Origin of the sequence: Prevotella sp. TF12-30 (genome assembly GCF_003436715.1) — a bacterium.
Classification (GTDB): Bacteria; Bacteroidota; Bacteroidia; order Bacteroidales; family Bacteroidaceae; genus Prevotella; species Prevotella copri_A.
In genome coordinates this window covers 1-14,089 of sequence record NZ_QSQJ01000004.1, presented here as the reverse complement: position 1 = coordinate 14,089, position 14,089 = coordinate 1, and the positions used below count along the sequence as shown (strand labels likewise).

Genomic DNA, 14,089 nt, shown 5'->3' with positions numbered 1-14,089 from the left:
CAATATTACCAAGATGACGTGATGATTTTATAGCATTTTTTCTAAAAAAAACTAAAAGACTAGTAACCGTACTTGGTTCATAGCCGTATTTAAAACAAAATTTAGTATCTTTGCAATCAAAATTAGTACATAAATAAAAATGAAAAAGTTTATTGCAGTTTTACAGTTACTCTTAGTAGTAATGTTGGCTCATGCGCAGATGATGAACCCTGTGAAGTTCTCTACCTCGCTCAAGACCAATGGAACCGCTGTAGCGGAAATCGTGTTTAATGGAAAGATCCAACCGGGATGGCATGTCTATTCTACAGGTTTGGGCGCAGACGGACCTATTTCAGCCACTTTTAACGTAAACAAGCTTGACGGTGTAGAACTCGTAGGCAAGTTGCAGGCTCGTGGCCATGAAATTTCAAAGTTCGACCCTCTCTTTGAGATGAAGTTACGCTTCTTCGAGGGTAGCGCTACTTTCGTACAGAAAGTGAAGTTCACCAAGCCTACCTATCTTATCGATGCTTATTTAGAGTATGGCGCTTGCAGCGACCAGAATTGTCTTCCTCCTAGCGAGGCAAGCTTCAAGCATAGTGGTAAATCTCCAGCTGTAGATGGCAAGGATGCTGTCAGCTCTGAAGATGCGAATGCTAACGGAAAGGCTGAAGATCCAGCAGCTATCGCTAAGGCGAAAGCAGACTCTTTGGCTCAACTTGCCGTAGCAGAGAAAGTAGATAGCACCGCTGATATTGATACTTCATTCTCTGTAGATGGTGATGATGCTAAGGCTTGGTGGAAACCGGTTGTAAAGGAGCTTCAGGCGTTTGGTGGCAACAATGATATTGCCAACCATTCACTCTTCTATATCTTCATTATCGGTTTTGTGGGCGGTTTGCTCGCTCTTGTAATGCCATGTATCTGGCCTATCATTCCGATGACAGTAAGCTTCTTCCTGAAGCGTGCCAAGAATGACAAGAAGAAGGGTATCCGCGATGCGATCACTTATGGTTTGAGTATTGTCATCATATACTTGGCACTCGGTCTCACCGTTACTGCCATTGCAGGTCCTAGTACCCTCAATGCGCTTAGTACAAGTGCGGTATTCAACATCATCCTCTTCTTGCTTCTGGCAGTCTTCGCATTCTCATTCTTCGGATGGTTCGAAATCAAGTTGCCAGACAGTTGGGGTAATGCTGTAGATAATAAAGCTTCCAGCACAACCGGACTCATCAGCATCTTCCTGATGGCGTTCACACTCGTGCTCGTAAGTTTCTCTTGTACCGCTCCTATCATCGGCTTACTTCTGGTACAGACTGTTACATCGGGTGACTGGTTGGCGCCAACCATTGGTATGTTTGGTTTTGCCCTTGCTCTCGCCTTGCCATTCACCCTTTTTGCACTCTTCCCATCTTGGCTGAAGTCAGCTCCTAAGTCTGGTTCTTGGATGGAGACCATCAAGATTGTGCTTGGTTTCATTGAGCTTGCTTTCTCTTTGAAGTTCTTGTCTGTAGCAGATTTGGCTTATGGCTGGCACATTATGGATCGCGAGGTATTCCTCTCACTCTGGATTGTCATCTTCGGTCTGCTCGGTCTCTACCTGATTGGCAAGTTGAAGTTCCAGGTAGATGCCATCGGCGGTGACCTCAACAAGCCAATGCCAGTAGCTTGCATTATGCTTGGTCTTTGTTCTTTGGCTTTCTCTGTTTATATGATTCCTGGTCTTTGGGGTGCTCCTTGCAAGGCTGTAAGTGCTTTTGCTCCACCAGTAAATACCCAGGATTTCAACTTGAATACCAAGGTGGTAGAACCGGCTTATAAGGACTACGAGGAAGGTATGGCTGCAGCGAAGGCAGCAGGCAAGCCTGTACTGATTGACTTTACCGGCTATGGTTGTGTCAACTGCCGTAAGATGGAGGCTTCTGTATGGACAGACCCTAGTGTTACTGACATTTTGACAAAGGACTACGTACTCATCTCTCTCTATGTAGATGACAAGACTCCATTGTCACAGCCTATGGAGGTGACTTTCAATGGCGAAAAGCGTACATTGAGAACCATCGGTGACAAGTGGAGCTACTTGCAGGCAAGCAAGTTTGGTGCTAATGCCCAGCCATTCTACATTCCTGTGGATAATGAGGGAAATCCTCTGAACGCTGCATTCAGCTTCAAGGAGGATGTCAGTGCTTATCTTGACTTCTTGCATAAGGGTCTTGATAACTATCGTAAGTTATAATTAACTTTTCATAAGGCGGGAGTGGCATATTATTTGCTGCTCCCGTTTTTGTAATTAAAGTATAACACTATAAAAAGAGGCATTTATGAACAATAAAGAAGTTCCAGTCCTGCTTTTGACAGGCTATCTGGGTAGTGGCAAGACTACCCTGCTCAACAAGATTTTGGCTAACAAGAAGGGTATCAAATTTGCCGTTATCGTCAACGATATCGGTGAGGTGAATATTGATGCAGCTCTCATAGAGAAAGGTGGTGTGGTAGGTCAGAAGGATGATTCCCTGGTTTCACTCCAGAATGGATGTATTTGCTGTACCTTGAAGATGGACCTTGTAGAACAGCTCAAGGAAATCGTAGATATGAAGCGTTTCGACTATATTGTAATAGAGGCAAGCGGTATCTGCGAGCCTGCACCTATAGCACAGACCATCTGCTCTATCCCATCCCTGGGTCCTCAGTATATCAAGAATGGTATCTTGCGCCTAGACAGCATCGTTACTGTAGTTGATGCACTTCGTATGAAGGACGAGTTTGCCAATGGTTCTGATTTGATGAAGCCAAACCTCGATGAGGAGGATCTCGCTTCTCTCGTCATCCAGCAGATGGAATTCTGTAACATCATCCTTCTCAATAAGGCCGCAGACGTAGAGCCTAAGGAGTTGGAGCACCTGAAGCAGATTATCCGCGCTATCCAGCCTAAGGCAGAGATTTTCGAATGTAACTATGGTGATGTAGATCTCGATCTGATTGTCAATACTCACAAGTTTGACTGGCAGACTGTTGCATCATCAGCAGGCTGGATTCAGGAGATCGAATCTGAACGAAGCGGAGAAGAGGACCATGAAGAAGAAGAGCATGAGCATCATCACCACCATGATGAAGACGATGGCGAGCACGAGCATCACCATCATGATGAAGAAGAGGACGAACATGAGCATCACGATCACGAGGATCATGAACATGGTCATCATCACCATCATCACCACGATCATGACCATGACCACGAAGGTGGCGAAGTTGAGGAATATGGTATCGGAACCTTCGTATATTATCGCCGCAAGGCATTCGACCTGGCTCTCTTCGATGAGTTTGTTGCAAGAAAATGGCCTCGTGACATCGTTCGTGCCAAGGGTATCTGCTATTTTGCTGATGAACCAGACATGTGCTATGTTTTCGAGCAGGCTGGTCAGCAGAAGACAGTCAAGCAGGCAGGTCAGTGGCTCGCAACAATGCCAGCCGACCAGCTCGCAGAACTGCGCAAGAACAATCCGCAGCTTGAAAAGGAATGGGATGAGGAACTTGGTGACCGTATGATCAAGATTGTATTCATCGGTCAGCACATCAAGGACCAGAAGGATGCTATTATCGCCGAACTTGATAAGACTTTAGCACTCTAAGGGAAGTCGCCCTGTCAGGCAAAAGCATGAAGATATTTATGTTTTTGTCCTCACAGGGCGTTATATTTTACTTGTAAAACTTAAGAGATAATAGCGCATTTTAACTACCGAAAAGGCGAAAAAAACAGAAATTAAAGGAAAAATGCGGGTAAAAATGCAGTTTTTTCTTCGTTTGTACTTTTAATTCGTTTTTTTTTGTTAAATTTGCACCCGATTAATAAATAATTAAGTGAATTTACAAAGAAATGAAGACCGATTTTCGACCTGCATATATTAAGGACTTTGAGGCGTGTTGGAACATCATTGACCAGGCTCGTCGCTCTATGATTGCATCAGGACGTCATCAGTGGACTAATGACTATCCTGCTGAGCACGATATAAAAGACGACATCAACAATGGTAACGCATACGTACTTACCGTAGATGGCGAGGTGGCTGTCTATGGTGCAGTAGCACTCAATGGTGAACCACAGTACGATTTTATCGATGGCGACTGGCTTACCACAGGCGATTATTATGTAATACATCGCTTTGCTACGTTGCCTAAATATCAGCGTGAGGGTTTCGCACGTATATTTATTAATAAGGTGAATAGTCTCTGCGAGGTAGAAAAGGTTCCTAGCATCAAGGTAGATACCAATTTCGATAATCTTCCGATGATCAACTTGCTCTCTTCCATGGGCTTCTGCATCTGCGGAAGAATCAACTATGGGAACAGAGGTATGCGCTTTGCTTTCGAAAAGCAAACGATACAGCCACAAATACAATAACGATTTATAGACATTATGGAGGATAAATTAAATAGAATGAGAAGCTTGGTCAATCAACTGAACCAAGCTTCTGATGTTTATTATAACGGCAAAGGTGAAATCCTTACCGATTACGAATGGGATGCGCTGTTTGACCAACTCAAGAAGCTGGAAGAGGAAACCGGCGAAATTCTCCCCGATTCCCCTACCAACAAAGTTTCTGAAGATACGATCGTCGGTCAGAAGGAAGAACACGAGTTCGCAGCTCTCTCTCTGGCAAAGACCAAGAAGGTCAGCGACCTCGTCAAGTGGGCAGAAAACCGCCCTATCTGGATTTCCTGGAAGCTGGATGGTCTCACCTTGGTTGTGACATACGACAATGGCAAACTAACCAAGGTGGTAACTCGTGGTAATGGTCATATTGGTACCAACATTACGCATCTGGCACCAGCTATCAGTGGTATTCCGCAGTCCATCAGCGAAAAGGGACATATCGTGATTCGTGGCGAGGCTGTCATCTCCTATGCCGACTTCGAGCAGTTTATCATCGAAAGCGAAGGTGATTACGCCAATCCCCGCAATCTTGCATCCGGATCTCTTTCCTTGAAAGATGTAGAAGAAGTAAAGCAACGCCATATCCAATGGATTCCTTTCACCCTGGTTTATTGCGAACAGGAAATCACATTATGGGGTAAAAGAATGCAGTGGCTGGAAGAACTTGGTTTTCATCCGGTAGAGCGCCAGATCATAGAGCAGCCATCTTCCGACAACATCCAAATGGAAATTGATGCTTTTACAGCTAAGGTGACCAACAAAAAGAATCCTTTCCCTGTAGATGGTCTCGTCATCTGCTACGATGACACCTCCTATGCTGCTACTGGTTCCGTAACAGGTCATCATGCAACAAGAGCCGGTTACGCCTTCAAATGGCAAGATGAGCACGCCGATACCGAACTCGACCACATCGAATGGTCGTGTGCAGCCAATACCATCACTCCAGTGGCTGTCTTCAAGCCTGTAGAACTGGAAGGCACAACTGTTCAGCGTGCCTCTCTCTGCAATGTAAGTGAATGCGAGCGTTTGGGTATCGGAGGCAAGGGAACCCGATTGCAGGTAATCAAGGCCAACAAGATTATCCCAAAGGTGATCAATGTGACAGAATCACTTGGTGTTTTTGAAATTCCTGAAGTGTGTCCTGTCTGTCATGCTGAAGCTATCGTTAGAGAAAGCGAAAGCGGTACGAAAACACTGCATTGTACCAATCCTCAATGCGCGGCGAAGCAGTTGAAGAAGTTCACGAGATTCGTAAGCAAGGAAGGTTTGAACATAGAAGGTATTTCAGAACAGACCATCTGGAAGCTGGTAAACGAAGGCCTGATCAGTGAGTATGCAGACTTTTATCATCTTTCCGATCATGCCTATGTCATCTCTTCCTGGGAAGGATTCGGTAAGAAGAGTGTAGGCAATATGCTGGAAAGCATCCGCAAAAGCCGAAATACAGATGGGCGTCATCTGCTCTATGCACTGAACATCCCGCTGTGTGGAGGTGATGTCGCCAAAAAGCTCATTGAACGCTATCCTGTCAAGGAACTGATAGAAACCGCACGGCTCTGCATGTTTGATGATGAGTTTGCCAGCATCGACGGCATTGGACCGGAAAAGAGCGCCAAGTTCATTGGCTGGTTCAAGGACGATACCAACTTCGCTCATGTACAGAATCTGATGAAGGAACTGGAAATCGTAGAGCAGGAACCGGTGGAGAAAGGAAGCGCCTGCGACGGCTTGACCTTCGTTGTAACGGGTGATGTTCATCATTATAAAAACCGCAACGAGTTGAAGGCCTACATCGAGAGTCAAGGTGGCAAGGTGACGGGAAGCGTAAGCAAGAGTACCAACTATCTGATTAATAACGATGCTGCCTCGCAGAGTTCAAAGAACAAGAAGGCACACGAACTCAACATCCCTATCATCACGGAAGATGAGTTCGTTGAGAAATTCGGATAAAAAGAAATCCCTTAGACTTCCACAAGCCTAAGGGATTTTTTTATTCTGTTATTCTTGAGAATTAGTGTGTTCCGCAATATTGACCCATAAAGAGGATACCGCCACTCTGACTGTCCTGAATCATATACACGAATGGACGGTCGGCGATGAACTCCACATTTCTTGTCTCCTCAGGTGCCATGGCTGTCAGCATCACGGCAGCTGTTACAGCAGCAGCCTTTGTTCCCTGCTCATTCACCTCTATCTTTGCCTTCTGGAGCATCTTGCTTACAAAGAAATTGCCGTCAGCAAAATGACTGAAGTTCGCTTTGCCGGCCACAAACATAGAAGGAGCACCCAAATCACTGATGATCGCATTCAGAGGCAGTTCCTGCTCGATGGTAAATTTAGGCAACTTGAGATTCACCATACAGTTTTCCATATTCTGCGAAATCTGATTCAGCTTCTCTTCATCCAATCCTTTCATCATTTCCTGAATATTCTTGCCCTCATTTGGCAGAAGTACCAGCATGCGATAGCTACCATTGCCATAAGGAAGATCTACAGCCTTGAAATCCTTGTTCTCAGCATAGAAGAGCTTCTTTATCTGATGCATCATTTCCACTTTCTGGATATCACGTGTATAGCCACGGAAGTTCTCCAGCTTAGTGTCCTTGGCATTGAACTTGTTCTGCCATGTTCCCTTGAAATAGATGGCATTCATCAAATACGATACCGCATCGGCTGAAACCTGATCAATAATACGTGGAATCATGCCGTTGGTCTTTTCCTTGCACCAGCCATTGATGCGGTCTGTTGACTTGGAAGAGGTGAAATCCAGACTTTCAATACCAGCCTGATAGCCATCACTTACCTGTTGGGAGAAATCCTTGTTCAGTTTGAAGTTCTTGTTTACTGCGATGTAATTAGCTATATTCACGGTTGTCTGCTTATCCTGCTTGTTAGCAGTAAGAAGCATAGCCTTATAAAGCTCATTCAGATCGCTGACAGAAACTCCCTCGCAACCGATAGCTTTCAATATCTCCTGTTGAGTAATTCCATCCGCACCATTTGCCAGCATTCCCATCAGATAAGATACGCTCATAGGTGAAATCACCTTAGACTCCATATCTGTAACCTTATTGAAGAGACGAAGCGCAAATGCATTGTTCTTCTTCACAATATCCTGCTGGGTGTCAGAAAGAACAAGATAGCTATTATCCAAATCCTCTTCATTCTTACCCATTTCGCTGTCCTTGCTTACATTGGAATCACCGTTTATTTTCTTGCTGCTAGCACAAGAAGTCATAGCCATTGCAGCCATCATCATCAAGGCTGCCATAGTTATCTTACTGTCATTTCTCTTTTTCATAATCTTTTAATTTTGTTGATAATCTGTCTATGAAATGCAGGTTGCTGCAATTCCTTGCATCGGAAGGCTAAAATTTAAGACTCGTTAACTGCCTCATTACCTGGCAACACACGCAAATGATATCTGTTACCATCAAAGTCAACACGCATCAGACTCTGAGGTTTGGCTATCTTGGCTAACTCAAGAGCCACATGCCCCATCGTTCTGCGAAGATTCAATTCGATACAAGATACAAGCTCTAACTGGCCATCCTTTGCAGCAATCATCATATCTACTCCAAACGGACCATTATAGTTTTCCTTTAACGCAGGCTCAACTATATCTATAATTCTCTGTCTAGCAGAGAAAAGTGCATCTTCACTGATGTATTTCTTCATCATTTCAATCTTCTCTTCTTCAGAGCAGAGCAAGTTGCCGGTATAGGCATTCTTGACGGTATCGAAGAGCGAGAGTCCCAGATAGTGTACCTTGCCGTCACGCATCTCGAATTCCATACCAAAATCTTTCACCTTATTATAATATGGCTCTACGGTCACACCACCCTGCCGGAAGATGATGTTGCTTACCCAGCGTTGGAAAGCCGGATATTCACCATTTGTCCGGAACTCATCGACAGAAACATATTTCACGCCTCTTCCACTGCTGCTCCAAGGAGCCTTGACTACAGCCTTGCCCCACTTCATCACGCATTCCTTAACCAGAGCAAAGTTATCTGCATACACTACATTCTGCTGCAGATGTCCAGCAGCCCATTGGCGGCTGCTTATCGCGCGTACCTTATCTAATACCTCATCAGTAGGCAGCATAATCTCTGGCAAACCGATACGTTCCAGCTCGCCTTTCAGACTCAAGTCCCATCCCCAGGGATGCACGCAGTCTATAAACTCCGTCTTAAGCAGATGCTCAAGCTGCAGTTTGGTTATAAACTCAACTTTTTCCAACAGGTGTTCTCCAAAATGGCGCACCTTATCGCGTGCATTGTCTATGTCGTCAACAAGCACCAAGTCACCCTGATCTGCCCACAAGGCAGGAATAAATGCAAGGTCGCTTCGCAACTGTCTTCCTGCATGTGGAGCGGTAAACTGTCGCAAATGAGCGGCCAATGCCAAATCGTGTTCTGGATTGAAGATATGTAGTTTCATACTGCAAAGATACAAATTATTGAGATAAAAACGGCAAAATAGGGTAAGTTTTACTTAGAAAAGTGCTAAATAATGAAAAAAATGTTAGTTTTTGCTATCTAGAGTTTGCAAATTTAAAATATATTATTACCTTTGCATCGTAAAAAACAAATATGAATCAATATTAAACGCATGGAAGAAGCATTCTTCAGAACACATACATACCTAGTTGAGCATACAGATGCTCCAGTCAGACGAACCTTGATGGATGAGATTGACTGGAACGATCGTATGATTGGCATCAAAGGCACTAGAGGCGTAGGCAAATCTACCTTTCTCCTCCAGTATGCCAAGGAACACTTTGGACCATACGATCGCAAGTGCTTGTATGTGAACATGAACAACTTCTATTTCCAGAGCAGAGGTATTGCCGATTTTGCAGGTGACTTTGTGAATCAAGGTGGACGCACACTTCTGATAGACCAGGTTTTCAAGCAGCAGGACTGGAGCAAGGAGCTCCGCAAATGTTACGACTTGTATCCTGAATTGAAGATTGTGTTTACAGGTTCCAGCGTCATGCGCTTGAAGGAAGAGAATCCAGAACTCAATGGCATCGTGAAGAGTTACAATCTCCGCGGCTTCTCATTCAGAGAATATATCAATCTGAAGACGGGCAACGATTTCCAGCCATACGAGCTCGAAGATATTCTCCGCAATCATGAACACATCATCAAGCAGATCCTTCCCAAGGTGAGTCCGATGAAATACTTCAATGATTATCTGCATCATGGCTTCTACCCATTCTTCTTGGAACAGCGTAACTTCACAGAGAATCTACTAAAGACAATGAACATGATGACCGAGGTTGACATCCTCCTCATCAAGCAGATAGAACTGAAGTATCTGCCAAAAATAAAACGCCTGTTCTACGAGTTGGCTGTCGAAGGCGCCAAGGCTCCCAACGTGAGCCAGCTGGCCGAAAGCATCAATACAAGTAGGGCAACCGTGATGAACTACATTAAGTATCTGGCTGATTCCAGACTCATCAACATGATCTATCCGGAGGGTCAGGATTTTCCGAAGAAACCATCTAAGGTGATGATGCATAATACTAACTTGATGTACGCTATCTATCCTATACAGATTGACAAGCAGGAAGTGATGGAAACATTCTTCGTCAATTCACTTTGGAAAGACCACAAAGTTCACCAGGGCGGCAAAGACCACTATTATACAGTGGATGGCAACAGGAAATTCAGAATCTGTGATGCACAAACTCCCAACAAGATGCGTAGTAATCCAGATACCATCTATGCCCGTTACAATACGGAGGTGGGCAAGGACAACAAGATTCCGTTGTGGCTCTTGGGATTCCTGTATTAACGAAATTTCGAAAAGAAGAATTAAATACAAAACATTTTTAATATTTTATCTAAAAGTAAAATGGCTAAAGAGAAAAAATTTATCACTTGTGATGGTAACACAGCTGCCGCACACGTAAGCTACATGTTTACAGAGGTTGCTGCTATCTACCCTATTACTCCATCATCTCCAATGGCGGAGCATGTAGATGAATGGGCTGCCAAAGGTCGTAAGAACCTTTTCGGTCAGCGAGTTTCTATCCAGGAAATGGAGTCTGAGGCTGGTGCTGCCGGTGCAGTTCACGGTTCTCTCCAGGCTGGTGCCTTGACTTCAACTTACACTGCTTCTCAGGGTTTGTTGTTGATGATTCCTAATATGTACAAGATTGCTGGTGAGTTGCTTCCTTGCGTATTCAACGTATCAGCTCGTACATTGGCTTCTCACTCACTTTGTATCTTCGGTGACCACCAGGACGTAATGGCTTGCCGTCAGACAGGCTTCGCTATGTTCTGCTCTGGTTCTGTTCAGGAGGTGATGGACCTCTCTGCAGTTCCTCACTTGGCTACATTGGAGACAAAGGTTCCTTTCATTAACTTCTTCGATGGTTTCCGTACTTCTCACGAGTACCACAAGATCGAGGAGATGGATATGGAAGACATCCGTCCATTGGTTAAGGAAGAGTTCATCGAGGACTTCCGTAACCGTGCTTTGACTCCTGAGCGTCCTGTTACTCGCGGTACCGCTGAGAACCCAGAGACATTCTTCACACACCGTGAGGCTTGCAACCCTTACTACGATGCAATCCCTGAGGTAGTAGAGAAGTACTGCCAGGAGATGACTAAGATCACTGGCCGTGAGTACCACCTCTTCAACTACTATGGTGCTGAGGATGCTGAGAACATCATCATCTTGATGGGTTCTGCTACAGAGCCAGCTCGTGAGGCTATCGACTACTTGAACAAGCAGGGCAAGAAGGTTGGTATGGTTGCAGTTCACCTGTATCGTCCATTCTCTGTTGACTTCCTGAAGAAGGTAATCCCAGCTACTGTTAAGCGTATCGCTGTTCTCGACCGTACTAAGGAGCCAGGTGCAGAGGGTGAACCATTGTACCTCGACGTTAAGTCAGCTCTCTACGATGACGAGCGCAAGCCATTGATCGTTGGCGGTCGCTACGGTCTCGGTTCTTCTGATACAACTCCAGCTAAGATTGTTGCTGTATTCAAGAACCTCGAGTTGCCACAGCCTAAGAACCACTTCACTGTAGGTATCGTTGATGACGTTACATTCACTTCTCTCCCAGAAGAGGAGGAAATCCCAATGGGTGGTGACGACTTGTTCGAGGCTAAGTTCTACGGTTTGGGTGCTGACGGTACTGTTGGTGCTAACAAGAACTCAGTTCAGATTATCGGTAACAATACCAACAAGTATTGCCAGGCATACTTCTCTTACGACTCTAAGAAGTCTGGTGGTTTCACCTGCTCTCACTTGCGTTTCGGCGACAGCCCTATCCACAGTGCATACCAGGTAAATACTCCTAACTTCGTAGCTTGCCACGTACAGGCTTACCTCCACATGTACGATGTAACTCGTGGTTTGCGTAAGAACGGTTTCTTCCTGTTGAACACTATCTTCGACGGTGAGGAGTTGGTTAACTTCATCCCTAACAAGGTAAAGCGTTACTTCGCTCAGAACAACATCACTGTTTACTATATCAACGCAACTAAGATTGCTCAGGAGATTGGTCTCGGCAACCGTACCAACACCATCCTCCAGTCTGCATTCTTCCGTATCACAGAGGTTATTCCTTTGGATCTCGCTGTAGAGCAGATGAAGGCATTCATCGTTAAGTCTTACTCTAAGAAGGGTCAGGACGTTGTTGACAAGAACTTCGGCGCTGTTGACCGTGGTGGTGAGTACAAGCAGTTGACAGTAGATCCAGCTTGGGCTAACCTCGCTGACGATGAGGCTAAGGAGGATAACGCTCCAGCATTCGTTAAGGAGCTCGTTCGTCCTATCAACGGTCAGGCAGGTGACCTCTTGAAGGTTTCTGACTTCGTTAAGCACGACACAGTTGACGGTACATGGCAGAACGGTACTGCAGCATTCGAGAAGCGTGGTGTTGAGGCATTCGTACCAGTATGGAACGTAGAGAACTGTATCCAGTGTAACAAGTGTTCATTCGTTTGTCCTCACGCAGCTATCCGTCCATTCGTATTGACAGATGAGGAGCTCGCAGGCATCGAGGGTCTCGAGACTCAGGACGTTAAGGCACCTAAGGCTTTGGCTGGCATGCACTTCCGCATCGAGACTTCAGTACTCGACTGTCTGGGTTGTGGTAACTGTGCTGACGTCTGCCCAGGTAAGAAGGGTGAGAAGGCGTTGACAATGGTTCCATTCAACGTTGATGCAGAGGATATGGTCAAGGAAGCAGCTAACTGGGAGTACCTCGTACACAACGTTGCTTCTAAGCAGGATCTCGTAGATATCAAGCAGAGCCCTAAGAACTCTCAGTTCGCTCAGCCATTGTTCGAGTTCTCTGGTGCTTGCTCTGGTTGTGGTGAGACTCCATACGTTAAGTTGATTTCTCAGCTCTTCGGTGATCGTCAGATGATTGCTAACGCTACTGGTTGTTCTTCTATCTACTCAGCTTCTATCCCATCTACTCCATATACAAAGAACGCTAAGGGTCAGGGTCCTGCATTCGACAACTCATTGTTCGAGGACTTCTGCGAGTTCGGTCTCGGTATGGTAATGGGTAACAAGAAGATGAAGGAGCGCATCGCTCACTTGCTCGAGGAGGCTAAGGCTAGCGAGAAGGTTTCTGCTGAGTTCGTAGCTGCTGCTGACAAGTGGATGGCTAACATGAACGATTCAGAGGGTTCTAAGGAGGCTGCTGCAGAGTTGAAGCCTCTCATCGCTGCCTGCGCTGAGAAGGGTTGCCCTATCTGCAAGGAGCTCAAGACTTTGGATCACTACCTCGTTAAGCGTTCACAGTGGATCATCGGTGGTGATGGTGCTTCTTATGATATCGGTTACGGTGGTCTCGACCACGTATTGGCTTCTGGTGAGGATGTTAACATCTTGGTACTCGATACTGAGGTTTACTCTAACACTGGTGGTCAGTCTTCTAAGTCTACTCCACTCGGTGCTATTGCACAGTTCGCTGCTCAGGGTAAGCGTATCCGCAAGAAGGATCTCGGTTTGATGCAGACTACATACGGTTACATCTACGTAGCTCAGGTAGCTATGGGTGCTGACAATGCTCAGACATTGAAGGCTATCCGTGAGGCTGAGGCTTATCCAGGTCCATCACTCATCATCGCTTACGCACCATGTATCAACCACGGTTTGAAGCGTAAGGGCGGTATGGGTCGTTCACAGCACGAGGAAGAGTTGGCTGTTGAGTGCGGTTACTGGCACTTGTGGCGTTACAACCCACTGTTGGCTGATGAGGGTAAGAAACCATTCACACTCGACTCTAAGGCTCCAAACTGGGAGAACTTCCGCGACTTCTTGCTCGGTGAGGTTCGTTACCTCTCTGTACAGAAGGCATATCCTAAGGAGGCTGATGAGCTCTTCTCTCAGGCAGAGAAGATGGCTAAGCTCCGTTACCAGACTTACGTTCGTAAGAGCCAGGAGGACTGGAGCGAGCAGATCTAATCAAAGAAGATTTTAGATTCTAACATAATTGGCCTTGGTTGCTATTTTGGCAACCAAGGCTTTTTCTATCTTCCCCTGATGCTGCCATAATACCTAGGGTGCGAGGTATCTAAGAGGGTGTTCAGTATTCAGTATTCAGTTTTTTTTCGGGATAGTTACCCTTTCTATGGTTATAAATTATAAGTAATTATTTTATATTATATATATATAATTATATATATATAATATACT

At 45.3% G+C, this 14,089-nt stretch carries 8 protein-coding genes; 6 read left to right on the top strand and 2 right to left on the bottom strand.

Annotated features, from left to right (window positions below; genetic code table 11):
• Positions 1–139: 139 nt before the first annotated feature.
• The 4 genes from DXD25_RS02675 to ligA all read left to right on the top strand — a co-directional run bounded on the left by DXD25_RS02675 (position 140) and on the right by ligA (position 6,364).
• Positions 140–2,218 carry a cytochrome c biogenesis protein CcdA gene (locus DXD25_RS02675; protein ID WP_117661675.1) on the top strand — a complete coding sequence of 693 codons (2,079 nt, stop codon included), beginning with the start codon at positions 140–142 and terminating at the stop codon, positions 2,216–2,218.
• Positions 2,219–2,303: 85 nt separating this feature from the next.
• The gene (locus tag DXD25_RS02670) at positions 2,304–3,611 is read left to right on the top strand and encodes a GTP-binding protein (RefSeq protein ID WP_117661674.1); all 1,308 of its coding nucleotides are present in this window, start codon (positions 2,304–2,306) and stop codon (positions 3,609–3,611) included.
• A gap of 245 nt (positions 3,612–3,856) precedes the next feature.
• Positions 3,857–4,381, top strand: a complete 525-nt coding sequence (locus DXD25_RS02665) for an N-acetyltransferase (RefSeq protein WP_089542609.1) — start codon at positions 3,857–3,859, stop codon at positions 4,379–4,381.
• A gap of 15 nt (positions 4,382–4,396) precedes the next feature.
• Positions 4,397–6,364, top strand: coding sequence for an NAD-dependent DNA ligase LigA (gene ligA / locus DXD25_RS02660; RefSeq protein ID WP_187360419.1), 1,968 nt, complete (start codon positions 4,397–4,399; stop codon positions 6,362–6,364).
• A gap of 61 nt (positions 6,365–6,425) precedes the next feature.
• Here ligA and DXD25_RS02655 read toward each other — a convergent pair whose 3' ends face one another.
• Together DXD25_RS02655 and DXD25_RS02650 are read right to left on the bottom strand one after the other, a co-directional pair.
• Complete coding sequence (locus tag DXD25_RS02655; protein ID WP_117661672.1) at positions 6,426–7,715, bottom strand: serpin family protein; 1,290 nt, start codon at positions 7,713–7,715, stop codon at positions 6,426–6,428.
• Between the two features lie 74 nt (positions 7,716–7,789).
• Positions 7,790–8,857, bottom strand: a complete 1,068-nt coding sequence (locus DXD25_RS02650; protein ID WP_117661671.1) for a hypothetical protein — start codon at positions 8,855–8,857, stop codon at positions 7,790–7,792.
• Between the two features lie 171 nt (positions 8,858–9,028).
• On the opposite strand from DXD25_RS02650, the gene DXD25_RS02645 reads away from it, so the two are divergent.
• Both DXD25_RS02645 and nifJ read left to right on the top strand, forming a co-directional pair.
• Entirely contained in the window at positions 9,029–10,219 is a 1,191-nt protein-coding gene (locus DXD25_RS02645) for an ATP-binding protein (RefSeq protein ID WP_117661670.1), read from the top strand.
• Positions 10,220–10,279: 60 nt separating this feature from the next.
• The gene (gene nifJ, locus DXD25_RS02640; RefSeq protein WP_117661669.1) at positions 10,280–13,858 is read left to right on the top strand and encodes a pyruvate:ferredoxin (flavodoxin) oxidoreductase; all 3,579 of its coding nucleotides are present in this window, start codon (positions 10,280–10,282) and stop codon (positions 13,856–13,858) included.
• Positions 13,859–14,089 lie beyond the last annotated feature (231 nt).

What these genes read in the sequence shown, in the direction of transcription:
- DXD25_RS02665 (WP_089542609.1), top strand. Translation starts at nt 3,857, where the DNA reads ATGAAGACCGATTTTCGACCTGCATATATTAAGGACTTTGAGGCGTGT.
- ligA (WP_187360419.1), top strand. Translation starts at nt 4,397, where the DNA reads ATGGAGGATAAATTAAATAGAATGAGAAGCTTGGTCAATCAACTGAAC.
- DXD25_RS02675 (WP_117661675.1), top strand. Translation starts at nt 140, where the DNA reads ATGAAAAAGTTTATTGCAGTTTTACAGTTACTCTTAGTAGTAATGTTG.
- DXD25_RS02655 (WP_117661672.1), bottom strand. Translation starts at nt 7,715, where the DNA reads ATGAAAAAGAGAAATGACAGTAAGATAACTATGGCAGCCTTGATGATG.
- DXD25_RS02645 (WP_117661670.1), top strand. Translation starts at nt 9,029, where the DNA reads ATGGAAGAAGCATTCTTCAGAACACATACATACCTAGTTGAGCATACA.
- DXD25_RS02650 (WP_117661671.1), bottom strand. Translation starts at nt 8,857, where the DNA reads ATGAAACTACATATCTTCAATCCAGAACACGATTTGGCATTGGCCGCT.
- nifJ (WP_117661669.1), top strand. Translation starts at nt 10,280, where the DNA reads ATGGCTAAAGAGAAAAAATTTATCACTTGTGATGGTAACACAGCTGCC.
- DXD25_RS02670 (WP_117661674.1), top strand. Translation starts at nt 2,304, where the DNA reads ATGAACAATAAAGAAGTTCCAGTCCTGCTTTTGACAGGCTATCTGGGT.